The sequence below is a fragment of the Caproicibacterium sp. NSD3 genome, from assembly GCF_053613275.1.
Window position 1 is genome coordinate 720400 of record NZ_CM132119.1, and the last position, 14717, is coordinate 735116.

Annotated in this window: 24 protein-coding genes and 1 pseudogene; 18 read left to right on the plus strand and 7 right to left on the minus strand. The window is 39.7% G+C overall.

The features are described from left to right. The first annotated feature begins 134 nt into the window (after positions 1–134). On the plus strand, positions 135–1538 hold the full coding sequence (locus ACVS9P_RS03490) for a radical SAM protein (protein WP_452104253.1): 1404 nt from the start codon (positions 135–137) through the stop codon (positions 1536–1538). A 127-nt stretch (positions 1539–1665) separates the two neighbouring features. Here the strand turns inward: ACVS9P_RS03490 and ACVS9P_RS03495 are convergent, their stop codons facing one another. Next, the gene (locus ACVS9P_RS03495; RefSeq protein WP_452104254.1) at positions 1666–2325 is read right to left on the minus strand and encodes a Crp/Fnr family transcriptional regulator; all 660 of its coding nucleotides are present in this window, start codon (positions 2323–2325) and stop codon (positions 1666–1668) included. Between the two features lie 90 nt (positions 2326–2415). Between ACVS9P_RS03495 and ACVS9P_RS03500 the strand changes: the two genes are divergently transcribed. The 4 genes and pseudogenes from ACVS9P_RS03500 (at position 2416) to ACVS9P_RS03515 (ending at position 4369) form a co-directional block, all read left to right on the plus strand. Further along, positions 2416–3120, plus strand: coding sequence for an ATP-binding protein (locus ACVS9P_RS03500; RefSeq protein ID WP_452104255.1), 705 nt, complete (start codon positions 2416–2418; stop codon positions 3118–3120). A gap of 381 nt (positions 3121–3501) precedes the next feature. After that, a pseudogene (locus ACVS9P_RS03505) lies at positions 3502–3706 on the plus strand (PAS domain-containing protein); the annotation flags it as partial. Positions 3707–3790: 84 nt separating this feature from the next. After that, a complete protein-coding gene (locus tag ACVS9P_RS03510; RefSeq protein ID WP_452104256.1) occupies positions 3791–4132 on the plus strand; it encodes a cupin domain-containing protein in 342 nt (113 codons plus the stop codon). Between the two features lie 48 nt (positions 4133–4180). Further along, complete coding sequence (locus ACVS9P_RS03515) at positions 4181–4369, plus strand: ferredoxin (RefSeq protein ID WP_452104257.1); 189 nt, start codon at positions 4181–4183, stop codon at positions 4367–4369. Positions 4370–4829: 460 nt separating this feature from the next. Here ACVS9P_RS03515 and ACVS9P_RS03520 read toward each other — a convergent pair whose 3' ends face one another. Then, positions 4830–5948 carry a tyrosine-type recombinase/integrase gene (locus ACVS9P_RS03520; RefSeq protein ID WP_452104258.1) on the minus strand — a complete coding sequence of 373 codons (1119 nt, stop codon included), beginning with the start codon at positions 5946–5948 and terminating at the stop codon, positions 4830–4832. Positions 5949–6225: 277 nt separating this feature from the next. On the opposite strand from ACVS9P_RS03520, the gene ACVS9P_RS03525 reads away from it, so the two are divergent. Beyond that, the gene (locus ACVS9P_RS03525; protein WP_452104259.1) at positions 6226–7473 is read left to right on the plus strand and encodes an ammonium transporter; all 1248 of its coding nucleotides are present in this window, start codon (positions 6226–6228) and stop codon (positions 7471–7473) included. A 374-nt stretch (positions 7474–7847) separates the two neighbouring features. Here ACVS9P_RS03525 and ACVS9P_RS03530 read toward each other — a convergent pair whose 3' ends face one another. Further along, positions 7848–8315 carry a hypothetical protein gene (locus tag ACVS9P_RS03530; RefSeq protein WP_452104260.1) on the minus strand — a complete coding sequence of 156 codons (468 nt, stop codon included), beginning with the start codon at positions 8313–8315 and terminating at the stop codon, positions 7848–7850. Positions 8316–8929: 614 nt separating this feature from the next. Continuing rightward, the gene (locus ACVS9P_RS03535; protein ID WP_452104261.1) at positions 8930–9307 is read right to left on the minus strand and encodes a helix-turn-helix domain-containing protein; all 378 of its coding nucleotides are present in this window, start codon (positions 9305–9307) and stop codon (positions 8930–8932) included. A gap of 140 nt (positions 9308–9447) precedes the next feature. On the opposite strand from ACVS9P_RS03535, the gene ACVS9P_RS03540 reads away from it, so the two are divergent. Both ACVS9P_RS03540 and ACVS9P_RS03545 read left to right on the plus strand, forming a co-directional pair. Continuing rightward, a complete protein-coding gene (locus ACVS9P_RS03540; RefSeq protein ID WP_452104262.1) occupies positions 9448–9600 on the plus strand; it encodes a hypothetical protein in 153 nt (50 codons plus the stop codon). A 32-nt stretch (positions 9601–9632) separates the two neighbouring features. Continuing rightward, on the plus strand, positions 9633–9779 hold the full coding sequence (locus tag ACVS9P_RS03545; protein ID WP_452104263.1) for a hypothetical protein: 147 nt from the start codon (positions 9633–9635) through the stop codon (positions 9777–9779). A 2-nt stretch (positions 9780–9781) separates the two neighbouring features. Here ACVS9P_RS03545 and ACVS9P_RS03550 read toward each other — a convergent pair whose 3' ends face one another. Together ACVS9P_RS03550 and ACVS9P_RS03555 are read right to left on the minus strand one after the other, a co-directional pair. After that, the gene (locus ACVS9P_RS03550) at positions 9782–10090 is read right to left on the minus strand and encodes a hypothetical protein (protein ID WP_452104264.1); all 309 of its coding nucleotides are present in this window, start codon (positions 10088–10090) and stop codon (positions 9782–9784) included. A 115-nt stretch (positions 10091–10205) separates the two neighbouring features. After that, positions 10206–10526, minus strand: a complete 321-nt coding sequence (locus ACVS9P_RS03555) for a hypothetical protein (protein WP_452104265.1) — start codon at positions 10524–10526, stop codon at positions 10206–10208. A gap of 90 nt (positions 10527–10616) precedes the next feature. On the opposite strand from ACVS9P_RS03555, the gene ACVS9P_RS03560 reads away from it, so the two are divergent. From ACVS9P_RS03560 to ACVS9P_RS03605, 10 genes are all read left to right on the plus strand, one after another. Further along, positions 10617–10835: a hypothetical protein gene (locus ACVS9P_RS03560; RefSeq protein WP_452104266.1), complete on the plus strand. Its 219-nt coding sequence runs from the start codon at positions 10617–10619 to the stop codon at positions 10833–10835. Positions 10836–10927: 92 nt separating this feature from the next. Then, positions 10928–11233: a hypothetical protein gene (locus ACVS9P_RS03565; RefSeq protein ID WP_452104267.1), complete on the plus strand. Its 306-nt coding sequence runs from the start codon at positions 10928–10930 to the stop codon at positions 11231–11233. Positions 11234–11336: 103 nt separating this feature from the next. After that, on the plus strand, positions 11337–11501 hold the full coding sequence (locus ACVS9P_RS03570; RefSeq protein WP_452104268.1) for a hypothetical protein: 165 nt from the start codon (positions 11337–11339) through the stop codon (positions 11499–11501). Between the two features lie 16 nt (positions 11502–11517). Beyond that, positions 11518–11658, plus strand: coding sequence for a hypothetical protein (locus ACVS9P_RS03575; protein ID WP_452104269.1), 141 nt, complete (start codon positions 11518–11520; stop codon positions 11656–11658). Between the two features lie 410 nt (positions 11659–12068). Beyond that, complete coding sequence (locus ACVS9P_RS03580) at positions 12069–12755, plus strand: rolling circle replication-associated protein (protein WP_452104270.1); 687 nt, start codon at positions 12069–12071, stop codon at positions 12753–12755. Beyond that, positions 12752–12967 carry a hypothetical protein gene (locus ACVS9P_RS03585; RefSeq protein WP_452104271.1) on the plus strand — a complete coding sequence of 72 codons (216 nt, stop codon included), beginning with the start codon at positions 12752–12754 and terminating at the stop codon, positions 12965–12967. Before ACVS9P_RS03580 ends, ACVS9P_RS03585 begins: the two co-directional genes overlap by 4 nt. Continuing rightward, positions 12949–13389 (plus strand): DUF1064 domain-containing protein, encoded by a 441-nt coding sequence (locus ACVS9P_RS03590; RefSeq protein ID WP_452104272.1) that lies wholly within the window; start codon positions 12949–12951, stop codon positions 13387–13389. Before ACVS9P_RS03585 ends, ACVS9P_RS03590 begins: the two co-directional genes overlap by 19 nt. Beyond that, positions 13389–13631 (plus strand): hypothetical protein, encoded by a 243-nt coding sequence (locus ACVS9P_RS03595; RefSeq protein ID WP_452104273.1) that lies wholly within the window; start codon positions 13389–13391, stop codon positions 13629–13631. Before ACVS9P_RS03590 ends, ACVS9P_RS03595 begins: the two co-directional genes overlap by 1 nt. A gap of 25 nt (positions 13632–13656) precedes the next feature. Beyond that, on the plus strand, positions 13657–14076 hold the full coding sequence (locus ACVS9P_RS03600) for a sigma factor-like helix-turn-helix DNA-binding protein (RefSeq protein ID WP_452104274.1): 420 nt from the start codon (positions 13657–13659) through the stop codon (positions 14074–14076). A 57-nt stretch (positions 14077–14133) separates the two neighbouring features. Further along, on the plus strand, positions 14134–14304 hold the full coding sequence (locus ACVS9P_RS03605; protein ID WP_452104275.1) for a hypothetical protein: 171 nt from the start codon (positions 14134–14136) through the stop codon (positions 14302–14304). 39 nt (positions 14305–14343) lie between these two features. On the opposite strand, the gene ACVS9P_RS03610 is transcribed toward ACVS9P_RS03605, so the two are convergent. Beyond that, complete coding sequence (locus ACVS9P_RS03610; RefSeq protein ID WP_452104276.1) at positions 14344–14676, minus strand: hypothetical protein; 333 nt, start codon at positions 14674–14676, stop codon at positions 14344–14346. Between the last annotated feature and the right edge of the window lie 41 nt (positions 14677–14717).

The following is a 14717-nucleotide window of genomic DNA, read 5'->3' on the forward strand; positions in this document are numbered from 1 at the left end:
TGGGTAGCTTCGTTTGGGGGTTTTGTATTGATTTATAAGAATCAAAGTGTTATACTCAACAACATAGAAAATCAGTATGATGAACAGTTAGTTATAAATGTTCAAGTACAAGAAGTTTGAGGAGGCTTTTATTTATGGATAGCATTACACATGCAATGCAGCGAAAAGCGTTTGAAGTGGCAATCGATGCTGCAATCAAATATACCAATCATGATCGCTCCAAAGCTTTGCTGCAACTGGTCGATCTGACACAGAAAATACTTGGTGATGTATGGAAGCCGGAAGCTTACGCTCAACTGCGCAATATTTTTAGTAATCCAGACAGCAAATGGATGAAATTTGCGAATAACCTCCTGGATAATACAGACCCGAAGCTGATTAAAATGTCCATGCTGAATCTTGGCTATGAAGCAGGTTTTCGTGGGTTCCATATTGCAGAAGAGAACTCCAAAAAATATGGCTGTGCGATTCCGTGGATTATTCTTTTTGATCCTACCAGTGCCTGCAATTTGCACTGCACCGGTTGCTGGGCTGCCGAATATGATCGTCAGCTGAACCTTTCCTTTGAAGATATGGACAGCATTGTAACACAGGCCAAAGAGCTTGGAATTCATGCGTTTCTTTTGACCGGCGGTGAGCCGCTTGTTCGCAAAAAGGATGTCATTCGTCTGTGTGAAAAGCACAATGACTGCGCTTTCCATGCTTTTACAAATGGTACGTTGATTGATGACGACTTCTGCAAGGAAATGCTTCGCGTTGGGAACTTCGTTCCTTCTGTCAGCTTGGAAGGATTTGAAGAAGAAAATGATGCAAGACGTGGTAAGGGCGACTTCCAGAAGGTCATGCAGGCACTTGATCTGATGAAGAAATACAAGCTTTTGTACGGCACTTCTATCTGCTACACCAGCCAGAACTACAAGACTGTGACTTCTGATGAATTCTTGGATATGATTATTGGAAAAGGCGTTACTTATACTTGGTACTTCCATTACATGCCTGTCGGAAATGACGCTTCTACCGATCTGCTTTTGACACCGGAACAGCGGGAATATATGTATCATCGTGTGCGTGAGATTCGTGATTATGAAGGCGGCAAACCGATTTTCGCAATGGACTTTCAGGACGACGGAGAGTTTGTCAATGGCTGTGTAGCTGGAGGAAAAGAGTATTGCCATATCAACCCGAATGGTGATGTGGAGCCTTGTGTCTTTATTCATTATTCCAGCGCGAATATTCATGACAAATCTTTGATCGAATGCCTGCAGCAGCCGCTCTTTAAAGCTTATCAGGCAGCACAGCCGTTCAACGACAATATGCTGCGTCCTTGCCCGATGCTTGAAAATCCGGAAATACTCCAGCGCTTAGTAACGGCAACGGGTGCAAAATCCACGGATATGGAATCTCCGGAAAGCTGCCAGCATCTTTGTGGAAAATGTGTTCACTATGCTGAAGAATGGAAGCCTACTGCTGAGAAGCTTTGGCTCAAGGGACATCCAACAGGACAAAAAGATTCTCGTGTGGACGAACTAAATAAATAATTAACTTTTGCTAATTTATAAACATAAAAGTCGGCATGCTATCACATCTTATGATAGCGTGCCGACTTTTTCTATTTTTATAAAAAGAGTTTCAAAATGAAAACGCTGTTAACCTGTAAAAACCATTTTATAACAAAGTAAAATGGTTTTTTTGAAATGAAATTACGTTGTCATTTCTTAATTTAGACAATTCTGCAGACATTGCACTTCTCTCGACAGAAAGATAATCTGCAAGCTCCTGACGGTTAAATGGAATGCTAAAATGGTTGCTTTTTGCTTTATTTGCTTCAGCGGAAAGATAAGCCAAAAGTTTTTCACGGGTGGTACGTTTTGATGTAAATTCAATTTTCTGCGTAAGCGCAATGTTTTTCATGGAAACGATACGCAGCATGTTCTGAATCAATTTGCTGTGAAAAGCACAAGCCTTCGCGCATGGAATCGCCAGTTTGCAATAGTGGATCAATAGAAGCTCACTTTCAGTTGTCGCAATTACACTGACCGGCAGCTCTTTTACATTCGCACAGGCAAAAGATTCTCCAAATAAATTTCCTACGCCGATTTGTGAAAGGATACTTCTATTTCCGTAATAGTCATCCTGAACGATCTGAACTTGGCCCGCTAAAACAATGCCGAACCGGTCTGCACCCTCGCCGCTAAAAAATACAGTTTCTCCTTTTTTAAAATTAATTTTTTTCGTACCTAAGCATGACAAAAGTGACCGTAAATCCGATTCTTTTATGTCTTTAAACAGTTCCACTGTTTTTAGTATCTCTAAATAATTTTTCATAAAGCCCTCTTGTGTTGGAATTCCAACAGATTTATTAGCTTGATTATAGTAAACTGAAACCGAAAAATCAAGATAGTAGGAGTGAAAATAATGATTAGAAAAATAATTAGGATTGATGAAGAAAAATGTAACGGTTGTGGACTCTGCGCAAAAGCTTGCCATGAAGGTGCAATCGGAATGATAAACGGCAAAGCAAAACTTTTAAGGGAGGATTGCTGCGATGGTCTGGGGGACTGTTTGCCTGCCTGCCCTGCAGGGGCAATCAGCTTTGAGGAACGCGAAGCGAAGAAGTACGATGAAATTACTGTTGGAAAAAGTAAATTGGGAAAACAAAAAGAGATGCTGGATTGTGGGTGCCCTGGAACACAATCCAGAGCAATTTGCCGCGAAACTGAGGGGGAGTTTGTTTCTTCCAATAGGAATGAAAATAAAAGTCAGCTTTCTCAGTGGCCTGTTCAGATCAAGCTTGCACCAGTAAATGCACTGTATTTTAATGATGCAAACCTGCTGATTGCCGCTGATTGTACCGCTTATGCTTATGGGGATTTTCATAATCGGTTTATCAAAAATAAGATTACTTTAATTGGCTGCCCAAAATTGGATGAAGGGGATTACAGCGAGAAACTGACAGAAATCATCAAGAATAACCAAATTAAAAGTGTTACGGTTGTCAGGATGGAGGTGCCTTGCTGCGGCGGAATTGAAAACGCAGTAAAAAGAGCACTCCAAAACAGCGGAAAATTCATTCCATGGCAGGTTGTTACGATTTCGACCGATGGTAAAATTATGGATTAAAATTTTCAATACAATTTTAAATTTTGCTTTGGCTTTTAGACAATTTTAAATTTTGGTTGTAATTACAAAAATATTTGTTACAATAATGGTGAAATCTGGAATAGTTTGCGAAATGTATTTTAATAAGGACAAAAATCTTTCTTTAAATAGGCAGATACATGAATTGTAAAGCAGAGATCCGGGAATTACTAGATTGTTGGAATTAATTGGACTTTTGAAAACTCCATGCATGGATATTCGCAGCATCGGATAGTTTGTGACACAATAAATAAAATGAGCAAACATTTTATTTATAAGGTTAAGGAGAAATTTACATGAGTGAGAAAATCAACAATCGAGAATACCGCCAAAAGATTTTGAAAGAATTGATCACGCAGATGCACAACGGCAGTTATTGGCCGAAAAGTTTCTAACTGCCACCCCGGCAAGTGTGCATATTGTCGAAAAACTTGTGGAGAATTTTAAAGCTGGTCGAAAAGACAGTGAGGATTTCTGAATCAATATGGGCGAAAAATATATTTTCATTCGGTATTTTGCCGTGCACAGTGAAAAAGGTGAATATCTTGGTGTGCTCGAAGTGACTTAGAACATCAGACATATTCAGGAGATCAAAGGAGAAAAGCGTTTGGTTTCGGAGTGACGGAAAAATTTTGAAAAGGTGGTTTAGAGGATGGGGATACATTATTTAAAAAATATTGAGTTTGAGAGTGCGCTGGAGTTGCCCTTGCTGGTGGAATATCAGCAGGGGCAGGTCGTGAGCCGGACTCTTGTGCAGAATAAAGCTGTGAGTATTACCCTGCTCGCGTTTGATGAAAATGAAAAAATAAGCTCACATTCTTCAGATGGAGATGCAATGTTGACGATTCTTGAAGGAGCGGCCCATATTACAATTGGAAATGAGGAGTTTTCGCTTAACGAAGGAAAGACCATTGCGATGCCCGCGGGAATCCCTCATGCTGTGGCGGCGGATGGAAAATTCAAGATGCTGCTGACAGTTGTATTTCCTCATTAATAAACATGTTTTTATATTGAATTATACCATGGAAAGGAGGGGAGTTTTATGAAGGCAAAACTAGACAGAAGTGGCTGTATTTCCTGTGGACTCTGTGCGGAAACATGTCCTGAAGTTTTTCGCATCGCCAATGATGGAGTTGCTGAAGTTTATCAGGAAGATGTCCCAGCAGAGATAGAAGATAAAGCGGTTAAAGCACAGAAAGGATGTCCTGTTTCGGTCATTACAGTCGAATAATCATTTTTCATTGAATACCAAAAACAAGCGGTGGCCTCTATAAAAGAGTGTCGCCGCTTGTTTTTTAAGTTTCACTGTTTCGTAAAGTACAATAACATTTTTGCTTAAAAGCATAACCACCAGCTGCTGCTGCAAAAAAGTTTCAGTAACGGCTATTTTCGGTGCTTAAAGAGCGAATGAAAAATGAATTGATATTGCTCTAAAAAACCAATACGATTTTACGCATCGGTTTTAAGGTTTATTGCTTATTCGTTTGAAAATAGCAAAAACGTAAAAATTATTTTAATGACTAAAAAAGAAAAGCCGCACAAACTCAGCGTTCATGCGGCTTTGGCGGAGAAAGTGGGATTTGAACCCACGCGCCGGTTACCCGACCTACTCCCTTAGCAGGGGAAACAAAAATCCCGGTGTAAAGCCATTTATTACAATAATAGTGGGAATAGGGTGGGAATAGAAAAAATTAAATCTGGTTTGCGGCGTCTATTTTGGACTGTAAAGATAGGCGATTATAGTTATCGATCGCTGTTTTATACTGTGCATGACCGCCCATAGCAGCGATCAGTGCAGGGTGTACTTTGTGTTCTGCAAGCAGGGTAAAGTAGGTGTGCCTGCATGTTTGAGGCGGTAACTTGCGGATTTCGAGCCGGGATATGGTATCCCAATATTCAGAGTAGAATGTATCAAGATTTTTTTCAATGAGTCTTTCTTTTCCCATAAGGTAAAATTTTTGTACGATAGGAAATATAAAATCATTGATTGGAATTTCTCTGTCACGGCCGGCGGAAGTTTTCTCGCCGCCTACCATATAGCGTTTGTCTAAATAGACATGATCCTTTTTAATCCCAAATAATTCGCCGACTCGCATTCCGGTATAGATCATAATTAAGATGTATCCCGAGAAGTCATGGGCAACAGCTTTTCCTTCCGGGCATTGGCCATTATAATCGTCCCAGAATTTTGCAATATCCTCTTCGGAGAATGTTTGACGCTTTGCAGTAGGAGCGTCGGGCAATTCAATGTACTCGGATTTATTAGAGGATTCAATTTCGGATTTTATGGCGATCTCATACAGATGAGAAAATAAGACTTTGATATCTCGTGCCGGATAATAGGATTGTGTGGTAGCATCGATGATGTCCTGCATTGACTTTACAGTGAGATCCGATATCTTTGTGAGCTGCATTTGCTCGATCTTATTCCAGGCAAATTTCATCTTGTCTTTTTGCGATTGACTGAGCTTATCATATTTTTTAGTATCTTGATATTCCTTGTACAGATCAAAGAGAGTCATCGATTTTTTATGATCTGTGGAATGCTTTAATTTTTGGATGGCGAGTATCGCATCTTTTTTCTTTTTGCAGGTAATGGTTTTCCTTCGCTTTTTGGAGATTCCATTTTCTTTGTAATAGCCGATTACGACTTCCACTTTATAGTTTCCATTAGGAAGCTTATAAATGGTTCCGGTGCCGTTTCCTCGTTTCTTTACATTATGCTCAATATTTAGAATTCGCTTTTTACCGCAAAAAGGGCAAAAGGTCCAGTCGTCGGATAGAATTTGATTACAGTTGCTACAGCGCATAGTATCACCTTATGAAATAGAGATTGTTAATTAATAACAAGATATAATTTTGTTTAGTATAAGCTTTTTTTAAAAAAATGAAAAGATATGTTTGTAAAATCACAGAAGTCGGGGCTTAATTGAACTTAAAATAAAATTTTTATAAAAATAAACAGTCATATTGATGATTTATATAAATAATAAAGTAAAATTTGGTCGAAACATGAAATAATAAGATAATAATAACGATGGGGTGGTTCACACAAAAATTTTTATTTTGGACATTGGAGGCTTTTACATGAACGGTATTAATTCTGGCGACATCGCGTGGATGCTGACTTCTTCGGCGTTGGTCTTAATTATGACCCCAGGGCTTGCTTTTTTTTATGGCGGTATGGTCAAAAGAAAAAATACCGTCAATACGCTGATGTCTTCTATATTTGTAATGGGACTAGCATCCCTTATGTGGGTTCTGATCGGTTTTTCATTGGCTTTCAGCGGTGGAAAAGGCGGAGTGATTGGAAACTTGGATTGGTTTTGCCTGAATCACACGGAAGGAACGGCGAATTCCGTTTATTCACCGACCACATTATGCTTCGCAATTTTTCAGATGATGTTTGCCATCATTGCACCGGCTCTAATTACCGGTTCTATCGTGGGGCGGATGCGCTTTTCAGCGCTTTTTATCTTTGTCGGTGTTTGGTCGCTTATCGTATACTATCCGATGGCTCACATGATGTGGGGAGGCGGTTTGCTTCAGCAGCTTGGGGCGATCGATTTTGCAGGCGGCTATGTTGTACATATCAGTGCTGGTGTCAGTGCGCTTGTGGCTGCTCTCGTCGTTGGGAAAAGGAAGAATTACGGAAAAGAGTCTTCCAAGCCGCATAATATTCCCTTTGTAATTCTTGGCGCATCTCTGCTGTGGTTTGGCTGGTTCGGGTTCAATGCAGGCAGCGCGGGTGCGGCAAATGCGCTTGCAATTCATGCTTTCATGACTACGAATACGGCTGCCGCTGCGGCCATGCTTTCCTGGATGCTGATTGAAAAGATCCGGAGCGGAAAGCTGACGAGCGTCGGTGCTTGTACGGGGTTTGTTCTCGGCCTTGCGGCCATCACTCCCGCTGCGGGATATGTTCCAATTTGGTCATCTATTGTAATTGGTGCGCTGATAAGCCCCATTAGCTATTTTTTCATCAAGGTCGTGAAACCGAAATTCGGGTATGACGATTCACTGGATGTGTTTGGCTGTCATGGGATAGGCGGAATCTGGGGAGGCATTGCCACTGGCCTTTTTGCAACCAGAGGAGTTACCAATCTCGTCGGTAATTATGATGGCCTTATCTATGGTCAATGGCAGCTGTTCGTTCGTCAGCTGATTGCAGTCGGAGTCACCGTTGCCGTCGCTGTCGTTGGCACTTTGATTGCGCTGGGGGTAACCAAACTTTGCGTACGGAATCTCCGAGTTTCCAGCGAGGATGAAGTTATTGGTCTGGATATGTCGGAGCACGGAGAATCCGCTTATTCATTGTCTGATGACAAGGACTAAACTTTGTCTTTTTAGGGCTCATATTTGATGGAATGATTGCAATTACTATAACGTAAAATGCCACCTTGCTCGGCTAACAATTAAGAGTCGGGCAAGATGGCATTCTTTATAGTTTAATCGTTAAGATGCTAAGTTATGTAGCCTGCTTCTGTCTGTGTGAATTTTCTTTGATCAATTTTTATTATTCAAACTTTCTAAAAGTTCGATTTCTTTTTCTTGATTTCTAAAATGTAGAAATCTTAGATATTGTGATCAGGTATTGGAAAGCAAAAAGCCGTGAGTACCAAAATGGTACTTGCGGTCCTATGCTCTCCATTAGTGGGGTAACTCTTTCGATTTGCTAATTAGGAAATCATCCATCACCCCTTTTGTCGTTATTTTTGCTTTTCGAGCTTAATCGTTGTAGTCGTTCCCATTGCGGAGGCTTCATAGCTTAACACGCCGTTTTGGTATGTTATGGTTTTAGTATCATCACTCGACGCGAGTATAGCGCTTTTAGTTTTGCTATGGTCATTATTTGAATCCCATTTATATGGTTCGTCAGCAACAGTCGGAGCAACAAAAGTTCCAGCCCAATAAAGTGATTTTGTGTCGCCGTTATCACTTACCCAATAAATTTCAATCGTATCGCCACTAATTGTCGCAGCTTGGTAGGAGCTATCGGATTTACTGTTTGTTTGTTTCCAATTGCCCGTCAGGTCAGGCGCTTGGATTTTTTTGCTTTCGACTGAGCTTGCTTGTGTACTGTCGGTGTTATGTGAGTTTGCAGATGTGGAGCCACACCCAGGAAGCACAGTGATGAGCAGAGCCGCGCAAAGGGTAATGATTGCAAGTTTTTTCATTTTTGTTACACTCCTAAATAGTATTTTTGAGTTTAGCGTCTTTTTCTATACGCTTCATAATATGACATGTAATTTTCGCGAGGGCTTTTGCTATGTTGTTCAATGATATAAATTTTTCAGAAACTATTTTTATGGGGATACCTTAGCTGCAGTGCTTGCAGTCTTTGAAGAATCGGACGAACTTCCACACCCGGAGCATATACATACATCCATTGTTGCGGCCATCAATATGGCCAAAATCTTTTTCATAAAATTTCCTCCTAAACTAATATAAAAGTACATGCCAAAAACTAATATATACCAATATATTCCAAAGTTCAACATATTAATCCTAATTATTATATTGCTTTGCTAGTCATGTCCCATTTTTGGGACATGAGATTTAAAAAAGCATATTTATTATATTTTTATAGTTGATTTGCGCGAATGTATGTTCTATAATAAAAAAGCTACCGGAACGAATGTGCGGATTCTTGGAGATGGAAATGCATGAACTATCAAAACGAGATTGTGTGGATGATGTCGACGATGAGTAATTGGAAATTACATAGGTTATGGAAACTGGCAAAATATTTATTTTTGAAGTAAAAAAGAGAGACCCAAAAGGGTCTCTCTTATTTTTTTAGAGTGTCAATAAACTTTTGGACGGTTTTCCAATCTTCTTCGCTGAATTCTGTAAAAGCTCGAAAAACTTTTTTCGCAGTTTCATTATCTTCTAAAAGGTCATCAATCATTCCAATAATGCTTTTTTCCTCATTTGGAGGATTCATTTGGCCTTTTCCGCTCATGAGCCATCCATAATTAATATTGTAGGTAGCACAGATAAGTCTGAGAATTGCGCCACTAGGCTCTACTTTATTATATTCAATATTTGCAATAACACTTCTACTTACCCCAAGAGACTTTCCAAAAGCCTCTTGGGACATTTTTTTATTATCAACAACCTGATTTTCTCTGATTCTCTTTACTCTTGCACCGACTGTTTCATCCATGGTGTCACCTTCTTTCTTTTGATTAGCTTTATAGTATCACAGAATAATGTATTGGTCAAGACAAAAAAGTAATGAAAATGTATTGACAAGCACAACTATAAGATATAAAATGTATTCATCAAGACAAAGGAGGCGAAAAAATGAGCGAACTTACATATGATACCGCAAAAGAAACCATTAGCAAGTTTTTAACCAAAGATAAGCGTAACCAAGATATGGCTTTGGGATTTGTGCTTGGCCTAATGGGGCGGGTCGCAATGCAGGAAATAAAGCCGGAACGAAAGTCCGCGTAACGGCGAACCATTAAGAGAAAGGAAGTGAAAAGATGAAAGATGCTGAAAATGCTATCAAAATCGACATGGATTTATCGGATATTGATGAAGCTATAAAAAAAGTAAACCAGCTCAAATCACTTTTACTGGAAGTGAGTGAACTGGTTACGTCTTTAAAAGTGAGCATTAAGTTAAATTAAGGCTAAAGCCCAAGCTGCTTTGACATCCATTCGTTAGCTGCAGATTGTTGCATATCTTTCCATGAGTCAAAATCAGTGCTTTTTTTAATAAATTTATCAAGTTCATCATTAGGGATTTTTTTAAAGCTTTCACGATCAGTATTATAACCACCTGATTTTAACAGTTCTTCAAGACTTGAAAAGGTTGAATGTTCATGAACAAATGAATTATTAAATAGTTCTTCGAAAGAAATAGTATCACTGATATTACTTGCCCTTTCAAGTCTTTCTTGCAATTCATCTAATCCACTACTGTTGAAAGTCATTTTCATGTGTATCACCTCCCTTCTACCAGCATCTTACGACAAAAGGAAAGTATTTACAACATAGGAAGTGAAAAAATGAAATCTTTTATGAACTTGCTGGGCTTTGTGCTTGGCGCTGTCATTACATATTTTGTAATAACAAAAATGATACTACCGTAACCAAAACACCGGAAGCAAATCCGGAAATGAAATTAAAAAAATGCTCTTTTATAAATAATATTTTTTCATCGTGTTTATCTGAAAAATATGTAATTCCATCATTACTGATAACGGTATAAAACTCGTTATCTCCAGCTAAATGTAAATCAATTAATCCTTTGGCCTTTAAAAATTTTAAGTCTTGTATATCAAGCAATTTGTTAGACGAATCAGAAGTGACAAACACAAAATGTTCATTTGATAAGTCAATTAATTTTTTTAGAGTGCGTTCATAAGATTTCATTTTGATTCCCCCAATTACCATAATTGTATATCGGTAATTGGAAATTTGCAACGAAAAAGGAAGAACATTAGAAGAAAAGGAAGTAAAAAAATGACGTTATCAGAAATTGCAAAAATACCAAAACAGACCCTTACAATTGCGCAAGTCTCAGATGTGCTTGATGCTGCTCCGCAGTTGCTAAGACTTCAAATCCGGGAAGACAAAGAAACCGGAATCAATAGCCTTGGATTTCCCACCATTGTGACCGGGACCAGAATTAAAATTCCAAAGATTCCGTTTCTGGAATTTATGGGTTGGAAAGATCCATAAAAAAGATATTGCTGTGACTAAATTAGTTGGAAAGCCGGACAATCCGGTCTGCATAAAAATGTAGAACGATCAAAAAAGGAGATTAGAAAAGAATGATTGAAATAGAAAGTGAAAATCAGATGAAAATGAGAAAAAGTCTTGAAAAAATTGTAGAACTGCTTGACCATATCCGAATGCACGAAGGCTGCGAGAGTCTCACGGTAGAAGTAACCAGGAATAGTGCAAGTGTCATGATGCGTGAAGGAACCAAACATAAGGAATATTTTGATTTAAAAGAGGTAGACAAAGCTAGAAAATCCGTTGATGAGTTGATGCTCAGTTTGGAAACAGCCAGGGCGATAGCTGTCACATTGAATGAGCAGCTATGGTGCCTGAAGAAAGAGAGAATTATTAGATGAGTCTGTTGTCAATAGCAATTATAAAAGGGATAACGATCGCAGTTATCGTGTTTGCATTAACTGAAATGGCAGTGTTGCTGTATCGAATATGGAAGGATTGATTATGACAGCGATCTATAACATTGGTTTGCTTACAATCGTTCTGCTGGTGACTTATGTAATTGTTTGGGCCGTCAAGCGAGCGTGGAATGATTATAAGCAGGAAATCAACAACCGTGAAAGAGTCCGGGACAATCGGCAGAGTATGCGTCCTGGAAAATATTATTAGAGGAGGGCAGCCAAGGATGGACATGTCGAAGTACGATTATCATCCGGTGAACGGGAATCCAAAGAATGGGTTTTATGCAGTGCCTCTCGGAAGAGGAGAGTATAAATGGGACGGTTCAAAAATTGTAAAAAAAGAAGAAAAAGGCAATGAAAAATAAAGTGCCGGATCCGTGCATCCCGTGCCGGTGCCGAGAACGTCATCATTGCCCCGGAGCGGTTGACACATGCGGAAAAGTGAGAAGATATAAAGAAAATCGTATAAAAGTAAATCTGATTAACTATGCAGGAGAACAAATTGAAAAATACAGGAGAGCAATCAATAGAAGAGTAAAAAATTAGCGCCTGAGTGTCCACAAAACACTCAAGCGCTCGCTTGTACAGAAAAATAACTTACATATTTATTTTACCGTACAAGCCGAAAAAAGTCAAGTATCGCGGGGCCTAAAGCGCCCCGTTGACTACTTGTTAAAAGTATTAACTTGTCGACCAAAAAGGACGAAAAAAGAAAGGGCTGTACGAAGTGCCGTATATCAAAGAGACGTGTTATTCCGGAAAGGTGATTGAGGTGGTGAAAAAGTTTTCCTCCAGATATCATAAGCCGGGAATCAAGCGCGGGAAAAATAGAAAGCCAACGACGGAAGAAGTCCAGAATATTAACAAGCGGAATGCTGAGACGAAATTAAGACGGACTTTCAATACAAATTTTAGGCCGGGAGATTATCACATTGTTCTGACCTATAAGCCTCAGGAACGTCCAGACCTTGAAGGTGCAAAAGAATGTATTTCAAAGTTTCTCAGGAAAATGAGGATGAATTATAAAAAATCCGGTAAAGAGCTTAAGTACATAGTGGTAACAGAGATCGGAAAGAAGGGGGCCATTCATCATCATTTAGTGATCAATGCCGGAAGCGGAAAAGAGATTAGAGAAGCGTGGCCATACGGAGGAGTACATATTACCCTGCTGGACAATACCGGACAATACGGCTTGCTTGCAGCTTATTTGATAAAGCAGGTGGACAAGCTGATTCGGGAAAAAGAATATCCATGGGGAAAACGATGGTGCCAAAGCAGAAATTTAGAGAAGCCGAAAGTAGTAACGGAAATAGTCAGTGCCAACAGTTGGAGAAAGCCTCCAAAGGCAAAGCAGGGTTATTATCTGGAAGATGAAAAAATCAGAAGCGGAGATTGTTTCGGATATGAGTATCTTTTTTACAGCATGGTGTTTCTGGAAAAGACGGGGAGGAGAAGACTTTGAAAAAGGACGAGCTAAAAGAGATCGTGAACGAATCAATGGAGCGGGCGATAGGAGCGGCACAGTCTCAAAATCCGCTGGAAGCGTGGACAAAATTTATTGACACATTGGATTTATTCGGAAGAAAGCTAATTGGGGAACAGCTGAGGAAAGCTGAAAAGAATCAATATACGGGAGAAGAGATGATAACCGAAAATTGCACATTGACGATATAAGCTGCCTAGGGCCTGTTGTTAGAAAAGAGTTGGAGCGGCAGATAGCAGAAAGACAAAAGCAGCAGACCCAAAAAGAAAATTGCAGGAAAAAGCCGCAGAGTGATTTTGACAGCAAAGCGGAAGAGAATTTTTATTACAGTGATGTATGGCCAAAGATTCAGAAAAAAGAAATTGTAAACTGCGAGCTGCACAAAACGTTCCTTCTGCTTCCAAAAAGCGATTATTGCGGAATCAAATTACATAAGGCCGAGTATACGCCGGATTTTATCTTAACGTATAGAAACGGAATGGTAGAAGTGATCGAAGTAAAAAGCAAAGTGATCAGGAAACTGCAGCGGGATTACATATACAGGCGTCGGCTTTTTATCGATAAATATGCTCGGCCAAACGGATGGGCGTTTCGAGAGATCATGGTGAAGTGATGAAAAAGCAGTTAGAGAAAAAGGAAGTTGATCCCAATAGTCCGAATGCTAGGGCAGAAGTTCTTAATGGAATAGCAAGACAAAGATATCCGGATGTTTTGGGATTACCGAAAAATGAGCAGAAATATGTGAGTGAGATGAGCCGAGTAATGGTGAAATACCGGAGCGGCATTATTTGCGAAGAAGAGTTAAGGGCATGGCAGGTGATGGCACAAATATCACATCTGCAGAAGCCAATATGAATTATGGAAGAGAGGGCGTGACAAAATGGCCACAGAAGAGGACCAGGCAAAGAAGCAGTGGCTAAACAGATATAAATTAATAGGGGAGGAAATAAAAAGACTGGAAGAAGAAAAGCAAAGGTGGTTTGAAGTTGCGACGAAGCGGAACCAGGTGATTACCGGAATGCCGCACGGGAATAACGGAGAAAACAAATCACAGATCGCGCTCGATAAAATTTGGGAAATAGAAGTGGAGATCGATAAAAAAATAGATCAGCAGATCGACGCGAGGAAAGAAATAGAAAGAGCAATCGTCTCAATACCGGATGAGGTTCAAAGGATCATCATGCTGCACCATTACATAGACGCAATGACTTTTAGAGAGACCGGAGAAGAAATGCATTATTCGGAGCGGCACATAAAAAGACTGCATCAAAAAGCGCTGTATTCAATAAGATGTCCTTGAATGTCCCTTTTTCAGTGCGTTATGATGTAAGCTGGAAATAAAAGGGAGGTGAGAGAAATGGATATCTCACAAGAGAAGCTCGATTGGCTAAAATCAATCGGTGCAAAAAGATTTGAACATCCTATGACTTGGGTTGCAAATCACGGCACTGTACTATATTCAGACGAATGTCTCGCCGAAACTCCGTTGAAAGTTTTGAAAGCAAAGTATGTAAAGTTTGTTGAATAAAAGAGTAGCCGCCTCATGCTGTCGCGAGGCGGCTATTAGCTATTTGAGTGCTGAGATTGCTTCAATTACTTCTGATAATCCTTTTTTGAATCGGTTTTCCATGTAGACAATCGCATCGTCAGTTAGGGTAACTTCACGGACATGATTATCGGAATTGAGTGCAAAGATAAATTTGTTGTGCCAAAGTTCACAAAGGGTTTCTTCTACGTCTTCGACAAGCAAATTTGGAAAGTATTGTTGCTGGACGTTACTATAATCGCCAATGTATTTGGCATCAGCTTTCGAAGTGCCTGTTTTGCGCTTTTCAAGGTAGGATTTGTAAAGAGTACAGAGCATTCGGTTGGCGTCTTTGGTTATAGGCTTCTCAAACATCTTTTTCGTCTCCTTTCGCCACAATATTACAACAACAGCAA

Coding starts and splice junctions, on each gene's coding strand:
- ACVS9P_RS03510 (WP_452104256.1), top strand. CDS start 3,791: ATGGGGATACATTATTTAAAAAATATTGAGTTTGAGAGTGCGCTGGAG.
- ACVS9P_RS03610 (WP_452104276.1), bottom strand. CDS start 14,676: ATGTTTGAGAAGCCTATAACCAAAGACGCCAACCGAATGCTCTGTACT.
- ACVS9P_RS03500 (WP_452104255.1), top strand. CDS start 2,416: ATGATTAGAAAAATAATTAGGATTGATGAAGAAAAATGTAACGGTTGT.
- ACVS9P_RS03525 (WP_452104259.1), top strand. CDS start 6,226: ATGAACGGTATTAATTCTGGCGACATCGCGTGGATGCTGACTTCTTCG.
- ACVS9P_RS03575 (WP_452104269.1), top strand. CDS start 11,518: ATGGACATGTCGAAGTACGATTATCATCCGGTGAACGGGAATCCAAAG.
- ACVS9P_RS03560 (WP_452104266.1), top strand. CDS start 10,617: ATGACGTTATCAGAAATTGCAAAAATACCAAAACAGACCCTTACAATT.
- ACVS9P_RS03490 (WP_452104253.1), top strand. CDS start 135: ATGGATAGCATTACACATGCAATGCAGCGAAAAGCGTTTGAAGTGGCA.
- ACVS9P_RS03565 (WP_452104267.1), top strand. CDS start 10,928: ATGATTGAAATAGAAAGTGAAAATCAGATGAAAATGAGAAAAAGTCTT.
- ACVS9P_RS03520 (WP_452104258.1), bottom strand. CDS start 5,948: ATGCGCTGTAGCAACTGTAATCAAATTCTATCCGACGACTGGACCTTT.
- ACVS9P_RS03495 (WP_452104254.1), bottom strand. CDS start 2,325: ATGAAAAATTATTTAGAGATACTAAAAACAGTGGAACTGTTTAAAGAC.
- ACVS9P_RS03550 (WP_452104264.1), bottom strand. CDS start 10,090: ATGAAAATGACTTTCAACAGTAGTGGATTAGATGAATTGCAAGAAAGA.
- ACVS9P_RS03535 (WP_452104261.1), bottom strand. CDS start 9,307: ATGGATGAAACAGTCGGTGCAAGAGTAAAGAGAATCAGAGAAAATCAG.
- ACVS9P_RS03595 (WP_452104273.1), top strand. CDS start 13,389: ATGAAAAAGCAGTTAGAGAAAAAGGAAGTTGATCCCAATAGTCCGAAT.
- ACVS9P_RS03570 (WP_452104268.1), top strand. CDS start 11,337: ATGACAGCGATCTATAACATTGGTTTGCTTACAATCGTTCTGCTGGTG.
- ACVS9P_RS03545 (WP_452104263.1), top strand. CDS start 9,633: ATGAAAGATGCTGAAAATGCTATCAAAATCGACATGGATTTATCGGAT.
- ACVS9P_RS03540 (WP_452104262.1), top strand. CDS start 9,448: ATGAGCGAACTTACATATGATACCGCAAAAGAAACCATTAGCAAGTTT.
- ACVS9P_RS03600 (WP_452104274.1), top strand. CDS start 13,657: ATGGCCACAGAAGAGGACCAGGCAAAGAAGCAGTGGCTAAACAGATAT.
- ACVS9P_RS03530 (WP_452104260.1), bottom strand. CDS start 8,315: ATGAAAAAACTTGCAATCATTACCCTTTGCGCGGCTCTGCTCATCACT.
- ACVS9P_RS03605 (WP_452104275.1), top strand. CDS start 14,134: ATGGATATCTCACAAGAGAAGCTCGATTGGCTAAAATCAATCGGTGCA.
- ACVS9P_RS03515 (WP_452104257.1), top strand. CDS start 4,181: ATGAAGGCAAAACTAGACAGAAGTGGCTGTATTTCCTGTGGACTCTGT.
- ACVS9P_RS03555 (WP_452104265.1), bottom strand. CDS start 10,526: ATGAAATCTTATGAACGCACTCTAAAAAAATTAATTGACTTATCAAAT.